We start from the raw sequence: 25,006 nt of genomic DNA, 5'->3' as shown, positions 1-25,006 counted from the left end.
AGGACGGGCCGCCGCGCGGGCGGCCCCTCCGATCTGTCAGGCGGGGATCAGCCCCAGCACTGCTTGAGGCCTTCCTCCGACGAGATCGAGTCGACCCCGTCGACCGGCTGGTCGGTGATCAGCGTCACGCCGGTATTGTAGAAGTCGAGACCTTCGGAGTTCTGCGGCTTGGTGCCGTCCTTGGCGAAAGCCGCGATCGCCTCGATGCCCATCGAGGCCATCTTCAGCGGGAACTGCATCGAGGTCGCGCCGATGATACCTTCCTTGACGTTCTGCACGCCCGGGCAGCCGCCATCGATCGAGACGATGATCGCCTGATCCTGCATGCCGACCGATTTCAACGCCTCGTAGGCGCCGGCGGCGGCGGGCTCGTTGATCGTGTAGACCACGTTGATGCCCGGATCCTTCTGCAGAAGGTTCTCCATCGCCGTGCGGCCACCCTCTTCGTTGCCGTTGGTCACGTCATGGCCGACGATGCGCGGATCGTCTTCGTCGCCGATCTTCTTGGGGTCTTTGACGTCGATGCCGAAGCCCTTCATGAAACCCTGATCGCGCAGGTAATCGACCGAGACCTGGCTCGGGTTGAGGTCGAGGAAGGCGATCTTCGCGTCCTTGGCCTTGTCGCCCATCTTCGCATTGGCCCATTGCCCGATCAGCTCGCCCGCCTTGAAGTTGTCGGTGGCGAAGGTCGCATCGGCGGTGTCGGCGGGCTCGAACGGGGTGTCGAGCGCGATCACCAGCGCCCCCGCGTCGCGCGCTTTCGTCACCGCCGGCGCCAGCGCGCGGCTGTCGGACGGCGTGATCAGGATGCCCTTGGCGCCCGCCGCGATGCAGCTCTCGACCGCCGCGACCTGGCTTTCCACGTCGCCGTCGAGCTTGCCCGCATAGGTGTTGAGCTTGATGCCCATCTCCTCGGCTTTCGCCGTCGCGCCCTCCTTCATCTTCACGAAGAACGGGTTGGTGTCAGTCTTCGTGATCAGGCAGGCGGTCGTCTCCGCCCAGGCCCCGGTCGCCATCAGGCCAAGCGCCGTCGCTCCCAGAATCGCGGTTGTCTTCTTCATGTCAGGTCTCCTCCCTTGCTGAGATGCATTCAGTGCATCCATTGAAACTTCATGGAAAAGATTTCTCGCGCCCGATCGGGATGCGCGTCGCACCCGCATTCACGATGCCGCGGCACCGCCGGCGAAGCCTCCTCCCTTCCCCGAAGTCACCAAGAGCTAGCGCCCGAAGCTTCCGTCTGTCAATAAAAACTTCCAGATGAATTTTTATTTAGGTCAAATTTTCGATGTTGCTTGCGCCCCTCCGGGCCGCCGCGTAGCATCCGATCACCCACGAACCACGCAGGACTAAGCTGCGTGACCTTCCCCGCCGGTGAGAGATGACGACAGCACGCCCCGACAAAACCCTGAATGCCGTTCCGCTCATGGGCACCAACCAACTCACGGTAAGAGACCTTAACGAGCGTCTCGTGCTCCATCTGATCCGCCGCCACGGCACGCTGACGAAAGCCGAGGCGACCCGCGCAACCGGGCTGTCCGCCAACGCGGTCTCGGAGATATTCAAGGCGCTCGAGCAGGACGACCTGTTGCTGCGCGGCGATCCGGTCCGGGGCCGCGTGGGCCAGCCCTCCGTGCCGATGCGCCTCAACCCAGACGCGAAACACTACCTCGGCCTGAAGATCGGCCGAAGCAGCTTCGACATGGTCGTGGTCGACTTTACCGGCGCCGTCTTGGCCCGCCGCTCGGCGCGCCACGGCTTCCCGACCCGGACGGCGCTGGTCACCTTCATAAAGGACAATCTCCGCCCGCTGCTGCGCTCGGCAAAACTGAAGCGTGAGGACGTGGATGCCAGCGGAATCGCGATTCCCTCCGAGCTGTGGCACTGGGCCGAGGACTTCGACGCGCCGACCGACGAGCTGGAGAAATGGCGCAGTTTCGACGCCCGCACCGAGCTCGCATTGCTGCTTCCCGGGCCGATCTCGGTCGAGAATGACGGCACCGCGGCCTGTCGCGGAGAGCTGGTTTTCGGCCCGCCCACCGACAAGCAGGACTACATCTATTTCTTCGTCGGCACCTTCATCGGGGGCGGCGTCGTTCTCAATGGCAGCGTGTTTTCCGGGCGGTCGGGAAACTCCGGCGGCTTCGGGCCGCTGCGAATTCCCGACGAGCCCGGCGGCCATCGCCTGATCGACCATGCCTCGCTCTCTGTGCTCGAGCGCCTTCTGGCGGAACGGCAGACCGACCCCGAACGGATTCACGACGACCGTGCCGACTGGTCGCCTCTCGAGCCTGCGCTCTCGCTCTGGATCACGCGCGCGGCCAGAAGCCTCGCCCATGCGATCGTCTCCGCCCAGGCTGTGATCGATTTCGAAGCCGTCATCATCGACGGCGCGTTTCCGCAAGATATCCGCGACAGGCTGGTGGCGGAGGTCGACCGGCATTTCTCGCGCCTCGATCTGCAAGGAGTCTATCACCCCGAAATCCACGCAGGGCATTTCGGATCGGTCATCCGCGCCATGGGCGCCGCTGCTTACGCAATTTCGACCGAATTCATGATCGACCAGAATACCTTGCTCCGGAAGGCGCCTCCCGGGCAGTTGGCGCGGTAACCCCCCCATCGCATGACGCGGTCACCCGCGAGCCGGCACGAGCGGCCCCGGGCAAACATTGTTTGCCGCCGCAGACGCAACGCGGAACCGGCATCCCGAATTCTGCGTGGCGCGCGGATCAGCGTCCTTTTCCGCGGGCGCGCCCGTTCCCTTCCCGTCCATTTCTGACGCATACAAACGCGACTCGATTGATTTTCGGCCAGCTGGAAGGGCTTTCCCATGCGGGCATGGCATCATCTCGCTCCGGCGCTGCCGGCATTCCACGGGCGCGAACAGATCCGGGCTGGCCTCGGGGCGCTGCTCGGCATCAGCCTCTGCGCCCTCGTGGTGAGCCTCGGCGCACGGTTCGGGCTTTCCTCGCTCTATCTCGTGGCGCCTCTCGGGGCGACGGCGGTGCTAGTGTTCGGCGTTCCGAACTCGCCCCTTGCGCAGCCGTGGTCGGCGATCGTCGGCAACGTCACCTCGGCCTTGGTCGCGCTGCTCGTGGTCCGCAGCCTGCCCGGCTCATGGTCGGCGGGGATTGCCGTCGGCGCCGCGATCACCGCTATGATGTTCGTGCGCGCGCTGCACCCGCCGGGCGGCGCCGTCGCCTTGCTGACCGCGCTCGATCCGACACATGCGCTCGAGATCGGACCGCTCTTCGCGCTGGTGCCGGTCGGGCTGACGACCGCCACGCTGGTCCTTGCCGCGATCGTCTATAACCGGGCCACCGGGCGGGTCTACCCGTTCCGCCACCCCGAGACGGAGCCGGCGGCGGATGCGCCGCCGCGGCTGGGACTATCGAGCGCGCAGCTGGGCGAATTGCTCGACCGGTTCAATCAGTCAGCCAATCTCGGGGTGGCGGATCTCGGGCGGCTGCTGGCCGCCGCAGAGGCCGAGGCGGCGCAGCACCGCTTCGACGGCACGACCTGCGCCGACATCATGACCACCGATCTCATCACGGTGCGCCCTGACACACCGCTGCCGGAGGCCGCGCGCCTGTTTCGCGCCCATGCCATCAAGAGCCTTCCTGTCATCGACGCCGAGACCCGGCTCTGCGGCCTCGTGCTTCAGGCGGATCTTCTCGACGAAGTCGCCGCTCGGCCGCGCGCCCTGCCCCAGCGGGCGCGCCCCCGCACCGTCTCGGAGGTGATGCGTTCGCCCGACCGCGCGGTCGCCCATGACCTGCCCGTCGGCACCCTTCTCAACCGTCTCGCGGCGCAGGGAACCGAGGTCGTGCCGGTGACGCGGGAGGGCCGTCTCGCAGGTATCCTCACCCGCTCCGATATCATCCGTCTGCTGCTGGACGGGGCCGACGACCGCGCAGCGGCGTAGGCGCGCCTGAAAAGGCAGCGCGCGATCGCGCGGGAGCGGCGGAAATTCCCCCGCCCGTCCGACACGTTCATTGGTTGGTAATATCGCCCTTGAGCGAATAGCCGATCATCAGCACGTCCTTGCGGGTCGTCTCGTCGACCTCATGCGCCGCAAGGACCGACATGATGTCGTCGATTGCGGCCATGTATTCGCTCGTGCTGATATTCATGCCGCGATGCGCCGTCACCATGTCGCGTCCGCTATATGGCTCGGGGCCGCCGCTGCCCGCGCCGAAGAACGCACAGAGTTGCGCCTTGGCGTCGTTCAGGTCGTCCGGCCTTTCGCGGTATGGCAGGAAACGGGCGCTGATTGCGGGGTTTACCATATGCGCCTCGAGGACATCGTCGACGAGCGCCTTGATCCCGGGCTTTCCACCGAGCCGTTCGTAGAGAGTCTGTTCCATCGTTCTAGCTCCTTGCTGTCTGGAGGCCGTGGCCCCGGGGCGCATTCGCGTCCGGGGCGCGACGGCTCATTGCGCGGCCTGCCGCACCTGCTGCGGCTGGATGTTGTGATTCACCCGGAAGAGGTTCGTCGGGTCGTAGCGCGCCTTGATTTCCTGCAACCGGTTCAGGTTTCCGCCATAGGCCTCGGCGAGGCGACCCGCGTCATCCGCGGGCAGGAAATTCACATAGACGCTCGGCGCAGCATCCGCCGCCGTGGCGTCGAACAGGTCGCGCGCCCAGCCGATGCAGTCCGCATCCTTCGCCGGGTCGTCCCAGCGGGTGTGGACGTTCATGGTGAAGTGGCTGTCGCGCTGCGGATAGGCGGTCGCGTCCGACGGGACGCGGGCCATTGCGCCGCCGACATGGGCGATGAAGATCTCGCATTGCGGATCGGGAAGCTCCTCAACCGCGCCGAGTATCGCCTCGATCGTGCCGCGGCCGAGCTTCAGGAAGTCCCGGCTCTTCCAGTAATTGCGCGCGCCGGGCGTCAGCAGCGGATCGAAGGCCGCCTGCCATCCGGTAAAGGGATGCGGGCCGATCACGTCGACGATGGGCGTGCCGAGGGCGCGCAGGTCCCGCATCGCCTCTTCGCCCTTGGCCATATCACCCACGTAACAGGCCGCGAAGATCAGCACCTCGCGCCCGTGCCAGTCCTCCGGCAGGAACGGCAGCGGCGGCGCCTTGCGCAGGACCGACCAGACCGTCAGCTCGTCCGGCGCCTTGTCGCATATCTCCTGGAACTTCGGCAGCAGAGTGGCGGCCTCCGCGAAGGGATGGATCACGAGGCCCGACAGAACCTCGGTGCCGATGGCGTGAGCTTGGAATTCGAAGGAGGACACCACCCCGAAATTCCCGCCCCCGCCGCACAGCGCCCAGAAGAGGTCCGGATGCTCCGTCTTCGAGGCCCGGATGCAGCGCCCGTCGGCGAGCACCACATCAGCCGACAACAAATTGTCCACGGTCATCCCGTATTTCCGGGTGATCCAGCCGAAGCCACCGCCAAGCGTCAGCCCCGCGATCCCGGTGGTCGAATTCACGCCGACGGGCACGGCAAGCCCATGCACCTGCGACTCGCGATCGACGTCGCCCAGCGTCGCGCCCGGCTCGGCCCGGACGGTCCCAGCTTCGGGATCGACGTGAACCGAGCGCATGCCCGACAGGTCCAGCATCAGCGAGCCCTCCTCGACCGCGAGACCGGCGATCTGATGGCCACCGGACCGCACGGCCATCCGAAGTCCCTTTTCCTTGGCAAAGGCGACCGCGCTCTGGATGTCGCTGGCCCCCATCGCATGCACGACCAACCCCGGCTTGCGGTCGATCATCCCGTTCCAGATCGACCGCGCGGCGTCATAGCCTGCGTCTCCCTCGATCAGGGTTTCGCCGCGCAAGGCGGCGGCAAGGGCCTCTCGGTCCGCGCCGGTGATCTTCTTGCGCGTGCCGTCCAGCCCGTTCATTTCAATGATATCCGACATGTCTTCCTCCCTCTGAGACCATGGCGCACGGCGACGCGATCTACCCCTTGCGCGTCTGCCGCGTTTCGATTGCTTGCGGTTCTGAAAGGATGAGCGCGCGGCGTGTCTCAAACCAGTGGCGAAACTGGACCGGCCCGCCCGAGCAGAGAGCATGGGCACGAAGCCGAATAAAGGAATCGCAATTCGTGCTATGCTGGAAACAGCCATGGAGGAGATCTCCGATGTCCAACGCCAGCTACTTCCAGTTTTGCCCCGTCGCGATGGCGGCCGAAATCCTCTGCACCCGATGGACGATCGTCCTCGTGCGCGAGCTCGTGGCGGGATCGACGCGCTTCAATGATATCAGGCGCGGCGTTCCGCGGATGTCGCGCACCCTGCTCGCACAGCGCCTGCGGGAACTGGAAGCGGCCGGGATCGTCGAACGGCATCCTGTCGAAGGCTCTCAGGCTGTGGACTATCTTCTGACCGACGCAGGAAAGGACCTTCTGCCGGTTGTCGAGGCCTTCGGGATCTGGGGCCAGAAATGGGTGGAATCCGAGCCGTCCTTGGATCGGCTCGACGTGTCTTTGTTGATGTGGGACATGCGCCGCAATCTCGATCCGGCGCCGCTTCCGCCAGGGCGCACCGTCCTCAATTTCCGGTTCCCCGAGCTCGCGGCGTCGAAATCCTCATGGTGGCTGATCGTGGAGGCGAGCGGCGATGTCGATCTGTGTCAGGTCGATCCGGGCTTCGACGTGGATCTTTTCGTCACGACGGATCTGCGCACGATGACAGAGATCTGGATGGGCCTCACCACCGTGTCGAAAGCCGCCCGGAAACTCGATCTCGACGGGTCTCGAGACGTTGTGGCCTCGATGCAGAGCTGGCTGGGCCTCAGCCCCTTCGCGACCGAGCGAAAACTGGCCTCCTGAGCCGCGTCGCCCTGCGCGGGCATGCCCAGGGCGCGCGGCGCACCCTCGCTTGAGCGAAGCCATCTCGACAGCGCTCCACCGTTTTCGGCCCGGCCGTCACAGTGGCGTGAGACGTGATCTGGGTCAAAACGGGCCCTCCGCCAAACACGTTATCCCTCTTCTCGAAGGTCGAAACCTCAACACCGAGAAGGGAATAGAAGATGAAACTCACAAGACGCACCACCCTCGCACTCGCCCTCGCGGCTCTGCCGACGCTGACGATCACGCCCGCAATGGCCGCCGATCCCGCCACGGTGCAGGTCTCGCTCTGGGACAAGGGCGACAACGCGATGGACGATCTGGGACAATTGCCGCCCATGGGCTTCAACATGGCTGGCGCCGGCGAGCGGGTCTCGAAGGCGACGATGGGCGTCACCGCGACACCGGCGGTCGTGCCTGCGGGCAAGGTCACCTTCGAGGTCAAGAACGACTCTAAGGGCACCGTGCACGAGATGATCGTGGCCCCGGTCAAGAGCGCGACCGAGGAACTGCCCTATAACAAGGACGAAATGCGGGTCGACGAAGAGAAGGCCGGCCATCTCGGCGAGGTCTCCGAGCTCGATCCCGGTCAGAGCGGTTCGCTCACGGTGACGCTGAAACCGGGCGAATACATCCTCTACTGCAACATCCCCGGCCACTACGTCATGGGGATGTGGACGCTGGTCCGTGTAGAATAACTTCGACAGGTCCGGCGAGCGTCATGCAAAGGCACGGCCCCGGGGCGAGGCTCTAAGAATAAACCCCGAGGCCGGGACGCGGCGAAGGTCAGCCGCGCCCGCGATAGGGCGGAACACCCTGATCGGGAATCCAGACACCCTCGGGCATCGCCCCGGTTTGCCAGAATACGTCGATCGGGATACCGCCGCGCGGATACCAGTAGCCACCGATGCGCAGCCATTGCGGCTCGAGGAAATCCGCCAGCCGCCGCGCGATGGAGATCGTGCAATCCTCGTGGAACGCGCCGTGATTTCGGAACGACGTCAGATAGAGCTTCAGCGATTTCGACTCCACCAGCCACTGTCCGGGCACGTAGTCGATCACCAGATGCGCGAAGTCGGGCTGCCCCGTCATCGGGCAGAGCGAGGTGAACTCCGGCGCCGTGAAGCGGACGTTGTAGCTGATATCGGCCTGCGGGTTGCTCACCCGTTCGAGCTCGGCCTCCTCGGGGCTTGCCGGGATGCGGGTCGCGCCGCCGAGTTGCTTGAGATCGCTGTAGATCGAGTTGGTCATTTGGGTTTCCGATGGATCAGACGCCGCGCTTGTTGCCCCAGATCAGGACATGCAGCTGCGGCAAAATACGGGGGGCGAACCAGTTGTCCGCCATGGCGGTTTCCGTCAGCCAGCCCAGCCGGTCGGCAAGCGCCTGCGGATCGACCGGAACGTCCGGATCGACCTCGGGATTGCCCGGCTGAAGATAGAGCGGCAGATCGGGGTGACGGGCATGGGCGTCCTTGGCCCAATCATAATCCGCGCGGTCGAAGATCACGATCTTCATCACGGTGCTGCCGGCAGAGCGTCCGGCCGACACGCAATCGGCGAAGACGTCCCAATCGACCTGCTCCCCGCTCGAGGGCGGCTTCGGCGACAGCACCAGCGTATCCAGATCGCCGAGCCACGGTCGTGCGACAGAACCCTGCGTCTCGCAGGCGAAGCGGTAGCCGGCGGCTCGCCCAAGCGCGATCAGCGGTCCGAAATCCTGAATGGCCGGGTTGCCTCCGCTGAGCGAGATCGTCAGCGGGCGGTCACCCGACAGGCGGCGCAGCTCTGCCCAGACTTTCTCGGAACTCATCGGAGCCCATGTATGGCGATAGGCGCTCTCGACCGCGTGGAGACTGTCGCACCACGAACAGCGGTAGTCGCAGCCCCCCGCGCGCACGAAGAGTGTGGGCGCGCCAATCAGCGCGCCTTCGCCCTGAATGGTCGGGCCGAAAATCTCGGCGATGCGCAGCGTCGTCATGGACGGTATTCCGCCCAGGTCTTGGGCGTCTCGCTGACCAGCGCCGCGCTGGTCTCGGGCCACCGCGCCTTGCACCAGTCGTAGAAATGCTTGGCCATGTTCTCGGCGGTCGAAGGCACCTCCATCACATCGTTGAGGTGCCGATGATCGAAACTCTCGTCGATATAGGTCTTGAGCGGTTTCAGATCATGATAGTCGCGCACGAACCCGTTCGCATCGAGCGTCGCGGCAGCCAGCTCGACGACGACGATGTAATTATGCCCATGCAGCCGCGCGCATTGGTGATCGTCGGGCAGATGGGCAAGCTGGTGCGAGGCGGAGAAGTGGAATTCCTTGCGGATGCGAAACATCAGCGCGCCTCCTTGTCAGCGACGGCCTTGACCCAGAAACCGGGATCGGCATAGACGGTCGGATCTTCGACGCCCGCCAGATGGAACGCCTCTCGCCGCTCGACACAGGTGCCGCAGCGCCCGCAATGCACCTCGCCTCCCTTGTAGCAAGACCAGGTCTCGGCAAAGGGCGTGCCGTGTCTGGCGCCCTCCGCCACGATGTCGGCCTTGGAGCGATGCACGAAAGGCGTATCCAGCCGCACATCGGCATAACCGTCGAGCGCCATGCGCTGCATCGCATCGAAGGCTTCGGTGAAGGCAGGGCGGCAATCGGGGTAGATGAAGTGATCGCCCCCGTGGACCGCGGTCGCCACGGCTTCGTCGCCATTCGCCGCGGCTACGCCGAAGCCGATTGCCAGCATGATCGCGTTGCGGTTCGGGACGACGGTGATGCGCATCGTCTCTTCGGCGTAATGCCCGTCGGGCACGTCGATATCGTCCGTCAGCGCCGAACCTGTCAGCGCGGCCCCGATTGGGCGCATGTCGATAAGGTGATGCGGCACGCCAAGGCGGCGCGCGGCGGCGGCGGCGTAATCAAGCTCCTTGCGGTGCCGTTGGCCGTAGTCGAAGGAAACGAGCCGTGAGAGATTGCCCTCAGCGGCGACGATATGGGCGAGCGACACGGAGTCGAGGCCACCCGAGCAGATGACGAGAGTCTTCATTTTTGAACCCTTGTTTTGATGACCGGGTAGGCTGCGACCGGTTGAGCGGGCCTCTAAAGGAAGGACCGCTCCGACGCAAGGGCGCGCGCGTTGGTCCGTCAGATGGAAATCCGGGCGCACAAAGAGGGCAGCGCCCCGCAAACTGGGCAAATTTGAACCGGCGTTTTACCCCAATTTTTCTTGGCTTCGAGCGATGCGGAGGCGATTGGCGTTCCTCCTGAATCCGGGCGAATATCGCATCCCAGTCTCGACGCCTCGAGATCACGCAGGATCAACTTCTGGCGCGCGCTCGCAAGAGGGCAGGCAATCGCTTCCGTCGTTCAAAAGGAGGCGGTAGCGTTATCTTCATGCGCGCTCGAACAGACACATTCCCTGACTGGGTCGTCTCGAGGGGTGATCACATGGGCGTTGGGTAATGGCTGGGACGCGGTGGAAACGCATATGCGAGACGAGAACGAAGCCGCTCAGCGCCTGACCGATAAGCTCGGTGGCGAACAGGTCGCCAGAGAGAAATTCCCCGACGGTATCGAGAGAAGCGTGTATCGGTTTCCCCGGCCCCGCGCTTGAAGCCCGGGCTCCGTTGACCACCCGACCACGCGGCGAGGGGCCACTTTTTCCGAGCGATAGCAAAAGGCGCCGCGCACCAGAGGCCGCGAGGTGGTGCCCATCCGCACATCGCGGCACCGCCGGCCTGATTATAGATAATAGTTAGCGTTTACGCCTCCGTGCACCTCGACCGGGCAGAGGCTTCATTGATTTTTATTTTATTTCATACTCTTAGACGACCCCCAAAGCGCGCCGACAATAGATTTCTTTGCAAATTGAGATATGCCGCGCCGCGTCATCTTCTGACGACCACAGTCAAAAGATGGGTCGTCATGAAAGATCGCGCACATAAAATCTATAATCTTCCGCTGATGGACTTGCTGTCCCGCGCCCATGGCGTGCACAGGGCGAATTTCGATCCGAACAGGATCCAATGCGCCAAGCTGCTTTCGATCAAGACCGGAGGCTGCCCCGAGGATTGCGCCTATTGCGCACAGTCGGCGCGCAACGGCTCCGAGCTCAGCGCATCGAAATTGATGGAAGTGGAGAGGGTTCTTGCAGAAGCGCGCAAGGCCAAGGCGGCAGGCGCCACGCGCTACTGCATGGGGGCGGCGTGGCGCTCGCCAAAGCCACGCGACATGCCCGCGGTCATCGCCATGGTCGAGGGGGTCAAGGCGATGGGGCTGGAGACCTGCATGACCCTCGGGATGCTGGACGACGAACAGGTGGTACAGCTCAGGCAGGCGGGGCTCGATTACTACAACCACAACATCGACACCTCCGAGGAGTTCTATGCCTCCATCGTCTCGACCCGCAGCTTCGCCGACAGGATCGAGACGCTCGAGCGCGTGCGGCAGGCCGGGATCAATGTCTGCTCGGGCGGCATTCTGGGCATGGGCGAGACGGCGGAAGATCGCATCAGCATGATCCAGACCCTCGCCGATCTGCCGGAGCCGCCGAAATCCATCCCGATCAACCTCCTGATCCCGATGCCCGGCACCCCGATGGCCGACACGCCGCCGCTCGATCCGTTCGAGCTCGTGCGGGCCATCGCCACGACGCGGATACTCGCGCCGAGCTCCTATGTCCGTCTCTCTGCGGGGCGCAGCGCGATGTCCGATGAGCTGCAGGCGATGTGCTTCTTCGCGGGGGCGAACTCGATCTTCGTGGGCGACACGTTATTGACGGCTGACAACCCCGAGGACAGCAAGGACGCGTTGCTCTTCGCCCGTCTCGGACTGGTGCCCGAGGCGCTACCAGAGATTGCGGATCAGCCATGAACGCCTATCCTCGTCACGCCTCTCGCCTCGCGCAGCTCGAGGCGAGAGGGCGGCTTCGGGAGCTGATCCCCGGCATAGGTCTCGATTTCGCGTCTAACGACTATCTGGGACTGCGCGACTCCGCGGAACTCGCCCAAAGCATCACGGACGCGCTGGCACGAGGTATCCCGGTGGGATCGGGCGGCTCGCGGCTGCTGCGGGGCAATGACGCGGAGTTCGAGCGGCTCGAAACCGAAGCCGCCGCGTTCTTCGGGGCGGACGCCTGTCTCTACATGGGCGGTGGCTTTCAGGCCAATCAGGCGATCCTCACCTGTCTGCCGATGAGCGGCGATCTGGTGCTGCACGATGCGCTGGTCCACGCCAGCATGCACGAGGGCATGCGGCTCGGCGCGGCGGACCTGCGCAGCTTTCGCCACAACGACGCCCAGGACGCCGCGGCCCAGATCCAGAGCTGGCGTGAGCGTGGCGGCAAAGGCCGGGTCTGGCTGGCGCTGGAGACGCTCTACTCGATGGATGGCGACTTCGCGCCGCTGGCGGATTTCGTCGCGATCGCCCGGGACCATGACGCCACCCTGATCCTCGACGAAGCCCATGCGACGGGTCTCTACGGCGCCGATGGCCGGGGGCTCGCCCCGATGGGCTGCGACGTACCGATGATCGTGATCCACACCTGCGGCAAGGCGCTCGGCGCGAGCGGGGCGCTGATCTGCGCCGACAGCGTGATCATCCGAACCCTGATCAACCGGGCGCGGCCCTTCATCTATGCCACGGCGCCCTCGCCGCTGATGGCGGCGGCCGTCCGGCACTCGCTGCATATGCTGCAAACCCAGCCGCAATGGGGAAACCATGCCGCAGCGCTTCGCCAGCACGCCCATCGTGCGGCGGAGCGCTGCGGCCTGCACCATCACGGCAGCCAGATCATACCGCTGATCGTCGGCGAAGATCATGCCGCTATCCGTCTCGCGCAGGGGCTGCAGGCGGCGGGGCTCGACCTGCGGGCCGTGCGCCCGCCGACGGTCCCCAAAGGCACGGCACGGCTGCGCATCTCGCTTACGGGCGGGTTGCAGCCTCGCGACATCGACACCCTGTTCGGCACCCTGTCCACCCTTGCACCGGAGCTTACCCCATGACCTCACCCATCGTCGTCACCGGCACCGATACCGGCATCGGCAAGACCGTCTTCAGCGCGGCGCTGACACTCACGCTTCAGGCGAGCTATTGGAAGCCTGTGCAGGCCGGGCTGGACGAGGAAACCGACAGCGAAACCGTCGCGCGGCTCACGGGGCGGCCCACCCTGCCGGAGGCATGGCGCCTGCGGACCCCGGCCTCCCCCCATCTCGCGGCGAGGCTGGACCGGGTTGAGATCGGTTCTCTGGAGCTTCCCGAGGTGAAAGGCCCGCTCGTCATCGAAGGCGCAGGCGGTGCGCTGGTGCCCTTGAACGGCAACCGTCTCTATGCCGACCAGATGGCGGACTGGGGCGCGCCCGTGATCGTCGTCGCGCGGACCACGCTCGGCACGATCAATCACAGCCTGCTGACAATCGAAGCCCTGCGCGCCCGGGGCGTGCCGCTCGTCGGTATCGCCTTCGTCGGCGACGAGGTGGCCGACAGTCAGGACACCATCTGCCGCATCGCCGAGCTGCCGTCGCTGGGCCGCCTACCCGTCATGTCCGATCTGACGACACAAGGATTGCGCGATGCGGCCCGGCGGCTCGATCTCGATCGCATCCGGGGAGCACTGTGATGAAGGATATGGCTTTCGAACAGGCGCATGTCTGGCACCCCTATACCGAGCGCGCCCGCCCGCAGCGCCTGCACAGGATCGTTGCGGCGGAGGGAATCTGGCTGACCCGCGACGACGGGGGACGGATGATCGACGCCATGTCCTCGTGGTGGGCCGCGGCCTTTGGCCATGCGCCGGCGCCCCTCGTTCAGGCGCTGAAGGATCAGGCCGAGGTTCTCCCGCATGTGATGTTCGCAGGCCTCACCCATCAGCCCGTGATCGATCTCACCAGACAGCTCGTCGCGGTGATGCCCGCCGGGCTCGATCAGATCTTCTATTCCGACAGCGGGTCGGTCGCGGTCGAAGTGGCGGTGAAAATGGCCGCCCAGTCGCAGGTGAACCGAGGCCATCCCCAGCGCACGGATCTCGCGACCGCGCGGGGCGGCTATCATGGTGACACGTGGAAGGCGATGAGCCTGAGCGACCCCGAGACCGGCATGCACGCCCAGTTCGGACGCGCCCTCTCGGCGCAGCACTTCGTATCGCGCCCGCCGATCCCCTTCGACGCGCAGTGGAGCGAGGACCCCGTGCGCAACGGGCTGGCAGAAGTGGAGACGCTGTTCCGCACCCACGGCGACCGCATCGCGACCTTCATCATCGAACCCGTCGTTCAGGGAGCCGGCGGAATGCATTTCCATCACCCCGGCTACCTGCGCGGATTGCGCGCCCTGTGCGACCACTTCGGCATACACCTGATCTTCGACGAGATCGCCACAGGGTTCAGCCGCACGGGGGCCGATTTCGCGATAGAGACGGCAGGCGTCACCCCCGACATCCTCTGCCTCGGCAAGGCGCTCACCGGCGGCATGATGACCCTCGCCGCCACGATCACGACCAAGGAGCTGGCCGCGACTGTCGGCGCCCTGATGCACGGCCCGACCTTCATGGCCAATCCGCTGGCCTGCGCCGTGGCCTCGGCGGCCATGGATCTGTGGAAAGGCCGCGACTGGTCGGCCCGAGCCCGCGCCATCGAGACACAGCTCGCCGCCGAACTGGCCCCTGCCCGAGCCATGACGGGTGTTCGCGACCTGCGCACGCTCGGCGCGATCGGCGTCATCGAGATGGAGGCCCCGCTGCCCGTCGGTCGCGTGCACCGGTTCTGCATGGAAAGCGGTGTCTGGCTGCGTCCCTTGGGACGGCTCCTCTACGCCATGCCGCCCCTGAGCATCGAACCCGACGAGCTGAGCCGCGTCACCCATGCCATGCTCACCATTGCGAAGGGGCTTTGATGCGGGCGCGTTGGATCAGGCAGCGGGGGCATCCGCATCTGGTGATGTTCTATTCCGGCTGGGCCACTGAGACCGCCGAGATCGAACTTCTGGCAGGCGACAGTGACCTGTTGATCCTGAGCGATTACCGTAACGAAACCTTCGATCCCGCATGGATAGAGAGGCATGACCGGATCACGCTCGTCGCCTATTCGATGGGGGTGGCAGTGGCGGCGCGGCATCTGGGTGGTCTGCGCCCCGAGCGTGCCATCGCGATCTGCGGCGCGACCGACCCACGCCGCACCATCGGCGCGGACATTTATGACGGCACCCTCGCCGGCCTTGACCGCCAGAGCCTTGCCCGCTTCGCGCGCCGCGCGGGGCTGCCGCAACCGCAGGCGCCCGACCTTGCCGCATTGGGCGACGAGCTGCGCGCGCTCAGGGCTCGGCCCCCGGCGCCGGTCGGCGCGTTCGACCGGATCATCGCGGCGCGCAAGGATCGCATCTTCCCCGCCGACGCGATGACCGCTGCCTGGCCAGGCCAGCCGATCGACTGGGTCGACACGGGCCATTTCCCGTTCGCCCACTGGCGGAACTGGCAGGAGATCATCGGATGAAAGAGCGTATCGCCGCAGCCTTCTCGCGCCATTTGGCAAGCTATGACGGGGCAGCCTCGGTTCAGGCCCGGATCGCGGCACGGCTGAGCGAACGCCTGACCCCGATGATTCAACGCGGGGCGCGGGTTATCGAGCTTGGCCATGGCACCGGCCTTCTGACGCGCCACCTTCTGCAGCTGGAGCCACGGGAGATCTGGCTCAACGACCTCGCAGCGCCGCTGCCCGATCTGCACTGGCCAGAGCGGACCCGCGTCCACGCCCTCGGGGGGGATGCGACCGAAATCGATTTGCCGGATCGCCTCGATCTGGTCGCCTCGACGTCGATGCTGCAATGGCTGACCGCGCCGCGTGAACTCCTTCGCAGGGCGTCCGACACCCTCGTCCCCGGCGGGCTTCTCGCCGTCACCAGTTTCGGTCCCGGGAATTTCCCGGAACTCGCACGGCTGGGGCTTGCCGCGGGTGCCCCCTCCTATCGTGACGCGGACGGACTGTGCCACGACATGCCCCGGCACATGGAGGTGATCGCCGCGTGGGACGAGACCATCCGTCTGGATTTCCCCGATGCGCGGGCCCTGTTCGGCCATCTTCGCGCGACCGGGGTCAACGGGCTGATGGGCGGGCAACTGTCGGCGCCGCGCCTGCGCCACCTGATGAAGCGGATGGACCGAGACGGCGCTCTGACTTTGACCTACCATCCGTCCTGCTGTATTGCCCGCATGCCCTGACCTTCGGCCCACACGCCCCCTTGAAAGTCCGAGACCATTCCTGCCGCGCCCACCCCCGACCTGATCGCCGACGAACTGGCCCGCCGCATCATTCGCGGCGAATTGATCGCGGGCGAACGTCTCCGGCAGGATTATGTCGCCGCAGAGTTCAACGTGAGCCATGTGCCGGTCCGCGAAGCCCTGCTCAAGCTGTCCGCGCGCGGGCTGGTGGTGTCCCGGCCCAACAAGGGGGTTCACGTCGCGCCGCTGGATCCGCTGGCGCAGCGCGAGCTGAAACTCATGCGTCTGGCGCTCGAACCGCTCACGCTTCTGCACTCGGTGCCCAACCTGACGCCCGCACAGGTGCAACAGGCAGACGAGCTGCGTCAGGCCTGCGATCAGGCCTCCAACATCTACGACTGGGAAGAGCAGAATCGCGCGTTCCACATCAAGATCTACGAGGCTTGCGAGATGCCGCGCCTGCTGGAAACGGTCGAGAACATGCAGAACCTCGCGGCCCGCTATATCCTCGTCCATTACCGCGCGCGCTGGCGCCCGCGCATCGACAAGGATCACCACGGCATCATGAGCGCGATCCGGCGTCAGGACGCCAAGTCCGCCGCCGCAATTCTGACGCGCCATCTGCAGCGGCTGAACTGAACCGGCCGCGCCGCACGCGGCCTCGACGCGGAAACCTCCGGCGCTGCATCACCCATCCGCCTTGGCGGCAAGCAAGGCGAGCGCTTCGAAACCGCGTTCTTGAAGATCGCGCGCGGCCCGCCACGCCCGAAGGCCCGAGGCGCAGCACAGAACGACCCGCTGACCGGAGGCGGGCTCCAGCGCCGTCAGTTCCGAACCGGGCAGCCTGACGGCCCCGGCGGAAATCGGCGAGCGCGCTTCGTCTTCACCGCGCAGGTCGATCACAAGATCGCCTGCACACAGCATTTCGGCCGACACAAACCGCAGCGGCCTTTCCGGCTCGGGCGTGCCGAGAAAGCTGAACCCGCCGAAGCAAAGCTCCGCCAGATCGGCGGTGAGCATCCGGCCCAAGGCGGGCGCGTCGGTCCCGAGGAGCACGCGCAGCGCGATCTGCGCCTGCAGCGAGCCAATCACACCAACCACCGGGCCCAGCACGCCCGCGGTGGCACAGCTCGCGCCGGAAGCGGGAAGGTCCGGGAAGACCGCGCGCAGCGAGGGTGCCTCACCGCAAAAGCCGCCGACATAGCCGGTCTGGCCCAGAACGCTCGCGGAGATCAGCGGGGTCCGCGCCCTCAGGCAAGCATCGGAAAGGATGTAGGACACCGCGAAACTATCGGCGGCATCGATCACCAGATCTGCCTCCGCCGCGATCTTCTCTGCCCTTTGCGGCCCGAGCGCGGTAGCGCGCGCCTCGACCGCGATCTGCGGGTTGAGGGCGCGCAGCGCGTCGCGCGCGGCTTCGACCTTGGGGCGTCCGAGATCGGCCATCCGATAGAGCGGCTGGCGGTGCAGGTTGCTTTCCTCGACCCGATCGGGATCGAAGATCGTCAGCCGTCCCACGCCCGCCCCGACGAGATATTGCAGCACCGGACAGCCCAAGCCCCCGGCCCCGATGACGGCAACATGCGCGGCAGTTAGCTTCGCCTGCCCCGCCGCGCCGATCTCGGGCAGGATCATCTGGCGGGCATAGCGGCTCATGGTGCGCAGACCCTCAGCCACGCGCGCACGCGCGCCTCCGGGTCGGGCGCCTGCTGGATGTCGGTCACGACGGCAAGACTATCGGCGCCAGCCGCAAGCACACCGGGCGCGCGCTCTGGCGTCAGCCCCCCGATCGCGACGATCGGCACGTCCCCCGCATGGGCCTTCCAGCGGGTCACACGCTCCAGCCCCTGCGGCGCCCATTTCATCTTCTTCAGCTTCGTCGGATAGACTGGTCCGAGGGCCACATAGGCAGGGTCCTGCCCGAGCGCCCGGTCCAGCTCCGCCTCGTCATGGGTCGACAGGCCAAAGCGTATCCCGGCGCGGCGCAGCGCGGGCAAGTCCGCCATGTCCATGTCCTCCTGCCCGAGATGGACGAAGCTGCAGCGTAGGTCGAGCGCCTCTTGCCAATAGTCGTTCACAACAAGCTGCGCGCCGTGGCGGGCGCAGACATCCCGCGCCCGCGCGATCTGGCGGCGGGTCTCGGCGGGCGGGACGTCCTTGAGCCGCAGCTGCACCAGCCGGACGCCCTGCGGCACCAGACGCTCCAGCTGCGCGACATTCGAGGTGATCAGGTAGAACCGCTCCATCACATCAACTCCGCCAGCCCCAGAACCGGGGTCGAGGGCACGGCCATGTCGCGCCGCTCCATCGGATCGGCAAGATGCCCCGCGCGGCCCGCCTGCACCGCGAGCGCCATCGCGCGTGCCATACCAACCGGGTCGCCAGCCTTCGCCACGGCGGTGTTCAAGAGCACCCCGTCCATCCCCAGCTCCATTGCCTGCGCCGCATCCGAGGGCCGCCCGACCCCCGCATCGACGATCAGCGGCACGGTCGGGAAATGCGCCCGCATCGCGCGCAGCGCATCGGGGTTGCGCAGCCCCTGCCCCGAGCCGATCGGCGCGCCCCATGGCATCAGCACCTCGCAGCCGGCCTCCAGCAGCCGCTCTCCGACGATCAGATCGTCGGTCGTGTAGGGAAAGACCTTGAAGCCATCGCGCGCGAGGGCCCCCGCCGCCTCGACGAGCGCGAAGACATCGGGTTGCAGCGTGTCGGCATGGCCGATCACCTCCAGCTTGATCCAATCGGTGCCGAAGACCTCGCGCGCCATCCGCGCGGTGGTGACGGCCTCCTGCGCGGAATGGCAACCTGCGGTGTTGGGCAGCACCCGCATCCCGGTCTCGCGCAGCATGTCCCAGAACTGCGTGCCCGCGCCGTCCGTGGCCTCGCGGCGCAGGCTTACGGTGATGACCTCGCAGCCGCTGGCGCGGATCGCCTCGCACAGGATCGCGGGCGAGAGATATTGCGCCGTGCCCAGAAGCAGCGCCGAGGTGAGTTCGGTGTCATAGAGTTTCATCTCAGCCCCCCTGCATCGGCGCGAGCACTTCGAGCCGGTCGCCCTCGGCAAGCCGCGTGTCCGCGCGGTTGGCCCGGGGCACGAACTGTCCGTTCAGCGCGGTGGCGATGGCGGGATTGGCAAAGCCCAGCTCCGCCAGCGCGGCTGCGAGGTCCTGCGCGGCAATCTCATGCGGTTTCGCGTTGACGATGATCTGCATCGGAGCCCTCCGGAAAGAAATGTTGCGTGACACGGGCCGCCATCGCAGGCGCAAGCAGGAAACCGTGGCGATAAAGCCCGTTGAGATGAAGCGTCCCGCCGTGCCTCTCGAGGCGGGGCAGGTTGTCGGGATAGGCCGGGCGCAGCCCTGCCCCGGTCTCGATCACGCTCGCCTCGGCAAAGCCGGGATGCAGCGTGAAAGCGGCGCTGAGCATTTCGGTCAGCGAGCGCAGCGTGATCGGGCGCGTCGCGGCGCTTTCGATCATCGTCGCGCCGATCATGTAGACGCCCTGCCCGCGCGGCACGAGATAGAGCGGGATGCGCGGGTGCAGCAGGCGCAGGGTGCGGGTGATCTCGACCTCCGGGCAGTGCAGGATGGCCATCTCGCCGCGCACCGGGCGCAGGTCAGGCAGGTCGGCGGCAAAGCCGGTGCAATCGAGATCCACCTGCGCGGGGGCCGTGGTTCCCAACACGATCTCGACCCCAGCCTCACGCGCGGCCCGCGCCAGATCGCGCAGCGCGCGGCGCGGGTCGAGATGCGCCTCCTCCGCGAAATACAGCCCGCGTGCGAACCGCCCCGCGAGGGACGGCTCCATCTCGGTGATCGCCGCCTGATCGAGCGTGCGATGGCCCGAGGTGCGGCGGGCGAAGCGCGTCAGTTCCGCACTGTCGCGCGGTGGGGCGAGGACCAGCGTGCCGCGCCGCGTGACCGGCGTGATCTCGGCCCACCAGTCTGCCGCGCGCGCGCCCAGCGTGACCACTGCCTCCTCGGCGCTTTCGGCTTCGCACCACGGCGCCAGCATCCCGCCCGCATAGCGTGACACGCTGCCCGCCCCGATCTCCTCTGCCGCCTCGAAGACCCGCACCGCAGCCCCGGCGCGCGCCAGTTCGAGCGCCGAGGACAGCCCCGCGAGGCCGCCGCCTGCGATGGTGATCATTCGCCGGGCTCCTTGAGCGGCACATAAAGCTCCCCGCCTTCGCGGAACTTGGCGGCCATGCTCTCCATCCCCTCTTTCTGCGCCTCGGCGCGGATGTCGTGCGAAATCCGCATCGAGCAGAATTTCGGCCCGCACATGGAGCAGAAATGCGCGACCTTGTGGGCCTCTTTCGGCATCGTCTCGTCGTGGAATTCCCGCGCCGTATCGGGGTCGAGCGAGAGGTTGAACTGGTCTTCCCAGCGGAACTCGAAACGCGCGCGGCTCAGCGCATCGTCGCGCCGCTGCGCGCCGGGCAGCCCCTTGGCCAGATCGGCGGCATGGGCGGCGATCTTGTAGGTGATCACGCCGGTCTTCACGTCGTCGCGGTCGGGCAGGCCCAGATGTTCCTTCGGCGTGACGTAGCACAGCATCGCGCAGCCGAACCAACCGATCATCGCCGCCCCGATGCCCGAGGTGATGTGGTCGTAACCCGGCGCGATATCCGTGGTCAGCGGACCGAGCGTGTAGAACGGCGCTTCGTGGCAGCACTCCAGCTGCTTGTCCATGTTCTCCTTGATCTTGTGCATCGCGACGTGACCGGGGCCTTCGATCATCACCTGACAGTCCTTCGCCCAGGCGATCTTCGTCAGTTCGCCCAGCGTCTCCAGCTCGGCGAATTGCGCAGCGTCATTGGCATCCGCGATCGAGCCCGGCCGCAGCCCGTCGCCGAGGCTGAACGAGACGTCGTAGCGGCGGCAGATGTCGCAGATCTCTTCGAAATGCTCGTAGAGGAAGCTCTCCTTGTGGTGATGCAGGCACCATTTCGCCATGATCGAGCCGCCCCGGCTGACGATCCCGGTCACGCGCTCCACCGTCATTGGCACCATGTGCAGACGCACCCCTGCATGGATCGTGAAGTAGTCGACGCCCTGCTCGGCCTGTTCGATCAGCGTGTCGCGGAAGACCTCCCATGTCAGGTCCTCGGCGATCCCGTTCACCTTCTCCAGCGCCTGATAGATCGGCACGGTCCCGATCGGCACGGGGCTGTTTCGGATGATCCATTCGCGGGTGTTGTGGATGTTGCGCCCGGTCGAGAGGTCCATCACGGTGTCGGCGCCCCAGCGGATCGCCCAGACCAACTTGTCGACCTCTTCCTCCATCGAGGAGGTGACGGCCGAGGTGCCCATGTTGGCGTTGATCTTCACGAGGAAATTGCGCCCGATGATCATCGGCTCGGCTTCCGGGTGGTTGATATTGGCCGGGATGATCGCGCGGCCTGCGGCGATCTCGTCGCGCACGAAATCCGGCGTCACGTAATCGGGCAGGTTCGCGCCCCAGTCCTGCCCGTCGCGCGGTCCTACGGCCTCGCGCAGCTGGTTCTCGCGGATCGCGACGAACTCCATCTCGGGCGTGATGATGCCTGCGCGGGCATAGGCCAGCTGCGTTACCGCGCGGTCGCCCTTGGCCCGCATCGGTTGCCGCCTGACCGGGAATTCCGGCGTCAGCCGCGCCCCTTGGGCAAAGCCGTTATCCTCGGGTCGGACATCGCGCCCGGTATATCTCTCGACATCGCCGCGCGCCTCGATCCATGCCCGACGCAGCGGTGCGAGACCGGCATTGATATCGGTCGTGGCCTCGGGGTCGGTGTAAGGGCCCGAACTGTCATAGACCGGCAGCGGTGCTTCCCCGGCAGTGGGGTGCACGGCGATCTCGCGCATCGGCACGCGCAGACCTTCATGCAAAGCGCCCTCGACGTAGATCTTGCGCGACGCCGGCAGCGGACCGGTGGTGATCTTGGGGTTGGGAATGTTCATCGTTTCGGTGCTCCTCAAGCATTCGATCTCAAAGGACACCAATTGAGAGACGCTTGGGAAACCAAAGGCCGAACGGCCTTTTGTCATGGCCCGCAACGATAGAAAGACTCTTCCCGGTCTGCGCGCCTAGCTTCCTACGCCAGTATCAACTGGGTCAGGTTCAAAGGGTCGCGTCACCGGGTTTTCACCCTGTCAGCCTCTCAGTCCCCTAAGCGGGACTCCCCTGCGTGATCCTGTTGTAGGAGCGAAGTGCGAACCTGGCAAGGCGCGTCCGCGTGGCATCCGGCGGTCGTGATCGGCGCGCCCGGCGTCAGCGGTTCAAAAGCGCGCCGTCCATCCCAGCGAAACCCCCATCGCGGAACGCTTCCCGGGTTCGTAGACAAGCCCCGCGCCGAGACGACCGATCCCCGCCGTGCGCGAATAGCCGAACTGAAGGTCGGGCTGAGGTGCTGCGCTTTCGATATTCACCGAGGAGGTCGTCATCACCACCTTGTCGGAGCGCGTGTTTCCGACGGCGGCCCCGACGGCGGTCGGCACGCTCATCGTCATCTTGCCCGAGGCAAGCGAGATGGGCGTCGAAATCCCGATGGAGACACGATCATCGCCGGACAGAAACCCTGTCTTGCTCAGGCCCACGGCATAGGCGTTCGAGTGCAGCCCGCTGCCAGAGCGAAGCAAACCGTCTCCGGAGAAGTTCGAACTGCCATTGGCCGCGGTGAACGCGAGAGAGGTGCCGTCACCGAGGGCGACGTTCATGCCGAGCTGAACGAAGCGGGTATCGCTGGACAGGCCGCCACCGAACGCGCCGCCCACCGAGGTTCCCAGGAAGCCGCCGTCTTCATGCAGGCTGCCGACGGTCATCGAGAGCTCGCCGGTGCCAAACCGGGCACTGAGCGAGCCGGCGATGTAATGCGAGGTGATATCTCCAGCCCCGCCGCCTGCCTGCGAAATCGACGCCGACAGCCCGTCGCCGAGGCCGATTTCGTAATGCAGCGCGGATGTGGCATCGAAAGATTTCAGGTATGGCGCGGCCATCGCGGCGCTGTCGACCCAGCCTGTTCCGGCAATCGCGGAACCGTCGCCGCGCGACAGTGACAAGGTGCCGGTGCCCGCGCTCAGATTGATCGCATCCGTCCGTCCCATCGCAAAGGCTTCCGTCGCGGCTCGGGCGGCGCTGGCATCCGCGTAATCCGCCACGAAGCTGCTGGTCGGCACATGATAGCCCCGATCAAAGGCATCGGTGACGATCATTCGCTGGTTGGAGAGCGTCGCGCGCAGGGCCCCGGCCACGCCGCGGCTTGCGCTGATCGCGCTTAGGGCGGCGGGCACGGAGGGGCCGTCGAGAGAGCTGGTCGTCTCGACCTTCAGCGTCCCGGCAGGTGCCTGTGCCTGCCGCAGATTGAGCTCTCCCCAGCCATAAACCGGGTCGATGCCGACCGCGCCGAGATCGGTCGCGCTGGTCTCGAGGATCTGCACGATTTGCTGACCTGTCAGCTCGGGGAATTCGCTCTTGAGCACCGCGACCGCGCCGGTGACATAGGGCGTCGCCATGGAAGTCCCGCTCATGTAGGCGTAATCGCCGCCGAGATCGCTCGGATAGGTCGAGAGGATGTTCACGCCCGGCGCCGCGAGGCAGTAATTCATCGCCTCGCCGCAGCGGTTGGAAAAGCTCGCGATCTGATGGTTGCTGTCGACGGCCACGACGCCGAGGATCGAGCCGTCCATTTCCGGGAAGTATTCCGGCAGGCCGGCCATCACGCTGGGATTGGCGCCGCCGTCGTTACCCGCAGCGAACACGCTGACCATGCCCGCTTTCGCGGCTGCATCGAGCGCGTCGATCGTGGCCGACCCGAGCTGCAGACGGATCTGGTCGGCGCTCGAAAACTGGTCGATCGTAAGCGTCTTGTCCGTGCTGTCCACATAGGACCAGCTGTTGTTCATCGAGGCGGCCCCGGCCTTGACCGACCGCGTGATCGCATCCGCATAGCTGCCCGCAGGCACCGAGCCTCCGACGCCTTTCAGGATCATAAGCGTGGACCCCCAAGCGATCCCCTCGATCCCCTGCCCGTTCTGCACACCGGCGATGATCCCGGCCACGTGCGTGCCGTGCCCGTCCGTGTCGGTGACATCGGAACTGTTTTCGAAATAGCTGTAGGAGAGGGCACCATCGATATTGTCGGCGAGATCGGGATGGGTCACATCCGTCCCGGTGTCGTAGACCGACACGAGTGTGCCAAACCCGTAGGCCCCTTCAGCATAACGATACGCCGCCTCGGTCTGAGCGAGACCGCCGCTCGCGTAATATTCCTTGGTCTCGAAGCTGCTGACGCTGCCGCCGGTGCCAAGACGCGGCGCAATGCCCGGCGATGGCGGCTGTGTGTCGCTCGCGCCCGAAGAACCCGAGGAACCTCCGCCGCCCGCCCCCGCAGCCGCGGCCAGCCCCACCGCACCGAGACCCAAGAGAAGCAGCATGCTGTTGGAGCCGGTCACCGTAGTGGAATTCGCGGCGATTCCCTGCGAAGAGATGTCGGCCGCGCCGGGCGCCGCGGGACGGTCCTGCACCAGCCCGTAGGAGACCGTCGCACGGCCCGCCAGCCGGATGCGCTCGCTGAGGTCCCGCGCATGGGCCGCGGTCACGACAAGCGACGTCAAAGCCGTCGCCGCCAGCAAATATCCGCCTTTCATCAAAAGCCCTTTCGCTGAAAATTCAGCCCGTTGAGAGGATATTCCGGTCATCTTTGCCTGCATGGGAGCTGCGTTCCTGTACGTCCCCACGCGCGTCGACAGCGCCTGTTTCCGGTGCCAATCCAACACGTCGGGATTTGTTGACGGCGATCTATCGCGCCACCGAGAACTCGTAAGGGGGGTCACTTTGAGGCGAACGAGGTGCCGACGATCCTTCGCCGAACGTCCCGATATCGCCTTCGCGAACGCCTTATGACCGAAATCGCGAAAGGGTGCCTGTCGGAAAAACGCCGAACACGAATAATTGAAGCCCGTCGCCAGTGGTCAGCAGGTCTGAACGGTGCCCTTCCGGCGCGGTCGCCGCGAGGCGTGCTTGAAAATCCGGC

25 protein-coding genes and 1 riboswitch are annotated in these 25,006 nt (G+C 66.0%); of the genes, 11 read left to right on the top strand and 14 right to left on the bottom strand.

Annotated features, from left to right (window positions below):
• Positions 1-47: 47 nt before the first annotated feature.
• The gene (locus tag BMG03_RS04435; RefSeq protein ID WP_077701105.1) at positions 48-1,061 is read right to left on the bottom strand and encodes a sugar ABC transporter substrate-binding protein; all 1,014 of its coding nucleotides are present in this window, start codon (positions 1,059-1,061) and stop codon (positions 48-50) included.
• A 317-nt stretch (positions 1,062-1,378) separates the two neighbouring features.
• Here BMG03_RS04435 and BMG03_RS04430 point away from each other — a divergent pair, with 317 nt between their 5' ends.
• Entirely contained in the window at positions 1,379-2,608 is a 1,230-nt protein-coding gene (locus BMG03_RS04430) for an ROK family transcriptional regulator (protein ID WP_075777289.1), read from the top strand.
• A gap of 219 nt (positions 2,609-2,827) precedes the next feature.
• Positions 2,828-3,922: an HPP family protein gene (locus BMG03_RS04425; RefSeq protein ID WP_075777288.1), complete on the top strand. Its 1,095-nt coding sequence runs from the start codon at positions 2,828-2,830 to the stop codon at positions 3,920-3,922.
• Between the two features lie 67 nt (positions 3,923-3,989).
• Here the strand turns inward: BMG03_RS04425 and BMG03_RS04420 are convergent, their stop codons facing one another.
• Positions 3,990-4,364, bottom strand: a complete 375-nt coding sequence (locus BMG03_RS04420) for a group I truncated hemoglobin (RefSeq protein ID WP_075777287.1) — start codon at positions 4,362-4,364, stop codon at positions 3,990-3,992.
• Positions 4,365-4,430: 66 nt separating this feature from the next.
• Positions 4,431-5,876 (bottom strand): FAD-binding oxidoreductase, encoded by a 1,446-nt coding sequence (locus BMG03_RS04415; protein WP_075777286.1) that lies wholly within the window; start codon positions 5,874-5,876, stop codon positions 4,431-4,433.
• A gap of 221 nt (positions 5,877-6,097) precedes the next feature.
• On the opposite strand from BMG03_RS04415, the gene BMG03_RS04410 reads away from it, so the two are divergent.
• Both BMG03_RS04410 and BMG03_RS04405 read left to right on the top strand, forming a co-directional pair.
• Positions 6,098-6,787 (top strand): winged helix-turn-helix transcriptional regulator, encoded by a 690-nt coding sequence (locus tag BMG03_RS04410; RefSeq protein WP_075777285.1) that lies wholly within the window; start codon positions 6,098-6,100, stop codon positions 6,785-6,787.
• Positions 6,788-6,987: 200 nt separating this feature from the next.
• The gene (locus tag BMG03_RS04405) at positions 6,988-7,503 is read left to right on the top strand and encodes a plastocyanin/azurin family copper-binding protein (RefSeq protein WP_077701104.1); all 516 of its coding nucleotides are present in this window, start codon (positions 6,988-6,990) and stop codon (positions 7,501-7,503) included.
• A gap of 88 nt (positions 7,504-7,591) precedes the next feature.
• Here the strand turns inward: BMG03_RS04405 and queF are convergent, their stop codons facing one another.
• From queF to queC, 4 genes are read right to left on the bottom strand one after another with little or no spacing between them, the layout of a single operon-like run.
• Positions 7,592-8,056, bottom strand: coding sequence for a preQ(1) synthase (gene queF, locus BMG03_RS04400; RefSeq protein ID WP_075777284.1), 465 nt, complete (start codon positions 8,054-8,056; stop codon positions 7,592-7,594).
• Between the two features lie 16 nt (positions 8,057-8,072).
• Positions 8,073-8,783, bottom strand: a complete 711-nt coding sequence (gene queE / locus BMG03_RS04395; RefSeq protein ID WP_075777283.1) for a 7-carboxy-7-deazaguanine synthase QueE — start codon at positions 8,781-8,783, stop codon at positions 8,073-8,075.
• Positions 8,780-9,133 (bottom strand): 6-carboxytetrahydropterin synthase QueD, encoded by a 354-nt coding sequence (gene queD / locus BMG03_RS04390; protein WP_075777282.1) that lies wholly within the window; start codon positions 9,131-9,133, stop codon positions 8,780-8,782. The genes queE and queD overlap by 4 nt, the downstream gene beginning before the upstream one ends.
• Positions 9,133-9,834, bottom strand: a complete 702-nt coding sequence (gene queC, locus BMG03_RS04385) for a 7-cyano-7-deazaguanine synthase QueC (RefSeq protein WP_075777281.1) — start codon at positions 9,832-9,834, stop codon at positions 9,133-9,135. Before queC ends, queD begins: the two co-directional genes overlap by 1 nt.
• Positions 9,835-10,712: 878 nt before the next feature.
• Here queC and bioB point away from each other — a divergent pair.
• The 7 genes from bioB to BMG03_RS04350 are packed head-to-tail and all read left to right on the top strand — an operon-like array spanning position 10,713 to position 16,632.
• Positions 10,713-11,660, top strand: a complete 948-nt coding sequence (gene bioB, locus BMG03_RS04380; protein ID WP_075777280.1) for a biotin synthase BioB — start codon at positions 10,713-10,715, stop codon at positions 11,658-11,660.
• Positions 11,657-12,790 (top strand): 8-amino-7-oxononanoate synthase, encoded by a 1,134-nt coding sequence (locus BMG03_RS04375; RefSeq protein WP_075777279.1) that lies wholly within the window; start codon positions 11,657-11,659, stop codon positions 12,788-12,790. The genes bioB and BMG03_RS04375 overlap by 4 nt, the downstream gene beginning before the upstream one ends.
• Positions 12,787-13,404 carry a dethiobiotin synthase gene (gene bioD, locus BMG03_RS04370; RefSeq protein ID WP_075777278.1) on the top strand — a complete coding sequence of 206 codons (618 nt, stop codon included), beginning with the start codon at positions 12,787-12,789 and terminating at the stop codon, positions 13,402-13,404. Before BMG03_RS04375 ends, bioD begins: the two co-directional genes overlap by 4 nt.
• Positions 13,404-14,672: an adenosylmethionine--8-amino-7-oxononanoate transaminase gene (gene bioA, locus BMG03_RS04365; protein WP_075777277.1), complete on the top strand. Its 1,269-nt coding sequence runs from the start codon at positions 13,404-13,406 to the stop codon at positions 14,670-14,672. Before bioD ends, bioA begins: the two co-directional genes overlap by 1 nt.
• On the top strand, positions 14,672-15,268 hold the full coding sequence (locus BMG03_RS04360; protein ID WP_075777276.1) for a pimeloyl-ACP methyl esterase BioG family protein: 597 nt from the start codon (positions 14,672-14,674) through the stop codon (positions 15,266-15,268). The genes bioA and BMG03_RS04360 overlap by 1 nt, the downstream gene beginning before the upstream one ends.
• Positions 15,265-15,993: a methyltransferase domain-containing protein gene (locus tag BMG03_RS04355; protein WP_075777275.1), complete on the top strand. Its 729-nt coding sequence runs from the start codon at positions 15,265-15,267 to the stop codon at positions 15,991-15,993. Before BMG03_RS04360 ends, BMG03_RS04355 begins: the two co-directional genes overlap by 4 nt.
• 36 nt (positions 15,994-16,029) lie before the next feature.
• The gene (locus tag BMG03_RS04350; protein WP_075777274.1) at positions 16,030-16,632 is read left to right on the top strand and encodes a GntR family transcriptional regulator; all 603 of its coding nucleotides are present in this window, start codon (positions 16,030-16,032) and stop codon (positions 16,630-16,632) included.
• A 48-nt stretch (positions 16,633-16,680) separates the two neighbouring features.
• On the opposite strand, the gene BMG03_RS04345 is transcribed toward BMG03_RS04350, so the two are convergent.
• From BMG03_RS04345 to BMG03_RS04315, 7 genes are all read right to left on the bottom strand, one after another.
• Complete coding sequence (locus tag BMG03_RS04345) at positions 16,681-17,649, bottom strand: HesA/MoeB/ThiF family protein (RefSeq protein ID WP_075777273.1); 969 nt, start codon at positions 17,647-17,649, stop codon at positions 16,681-16,683.
• Entirely contained in the window at positions 17,646-18,239 is a 594-nt protein-coding gene (locus BMG03_RS04340) for a thiamine phosphate synthase (RefSeq protein ID WP_075777272.1), read from the bottom strand. Before BMG03_RS04340 ends, BMG03_RS04345 begins: the two co-directional genes overlap by 4 nt.
• On the bottom strand, positions 18,239-19,006 hold the full coding sequence (locus tag BMG03_RS04335; RefSeq protein WP_075777271.1) for a thiazole synthase: 768 nt from the start codon (positions 19,004-19,006) through the stop codon (positions 18,239-18,241). The genes BMG03_RS04340 and BMG03_RS04335 overlap by 1 nt, the downstream gene beginning before the upstream one ends.
• Before the next feature lies 1 nt (position 19,007).
• Complete coding sequence (gene thiS, locus BMG03_RS04330; protein WP_075777270.1) at positions 19,008-19,205, bottom strand: sulfur carrier protein ThiS; 198 nt, start codon at positions 19,203-19,205, stop codon at positions 19,008-19,010.
• A complete protein-coding gene (locus tag BMG03_RS04325) occupies positions 19,174-20,142 on the bottom strand; it encodes an FAD-dependent oxidoreductase (RefSeq protein WP_075777269.1) in 969 nt (322 codons plus the stop codon). The genes thiS and BMG03_RS04325 overlap by 32 nt, the downstream gene beginning before the upstream one ends.
• Positions 20,139-21,935: a phosphomethylpyrimidine synthase ThiC gene (gene thiC, locus BMG03_RS04320; RefSeq protein ID WP_075777268.1), complete on the bottom strand. Its 1,797-nt coding sequence runs from the start codon at positions 21,933-21,935 to the stop codon at positions 20,139-20,141. Before thiC ends, BMG03_RS04325 begins: the two co-directional genes overlap by 4 nt.
• A 114-nt stretch (positions 21,936-22,049) precedes the next feature.
• A riboswitch (TPP riboswitch) is annotated at positions 22,050-22,170 on the bottom strand.
• An 83-nt stretch (positions 22,171-22,253) separates the two neighbouring features.
• The gene (locus BMG03_RS04315) at positions 22,254-24,620 is read right to left on the bottom strand and encodes a S8 family peptidase (RefSeq protein ID WP_075777267.1); all 2,367 of its coding nucleotides are present in this window, start codon (positions 24,618-24,620) and stop codon (positions 22,254-22,256) included.
• Positions 24,621-25,006: the final 386 nt, after the last annotated feature.

It is taken from the genome of Thioclava nitratireducens (assembly GCF_001940525.2).
GTDB lineage: Bacteria > Pseudomonadota > Alphaproteobacteria > Rhodobacterales > Rhodobacteraceae > Thioclava > Thioclava nitratireducens.
The sequence above is the reverse complement of the archived record's forward strand: the minus strand, read 5'-3'. Positions and strand labels throughout refer to the sequence as shown.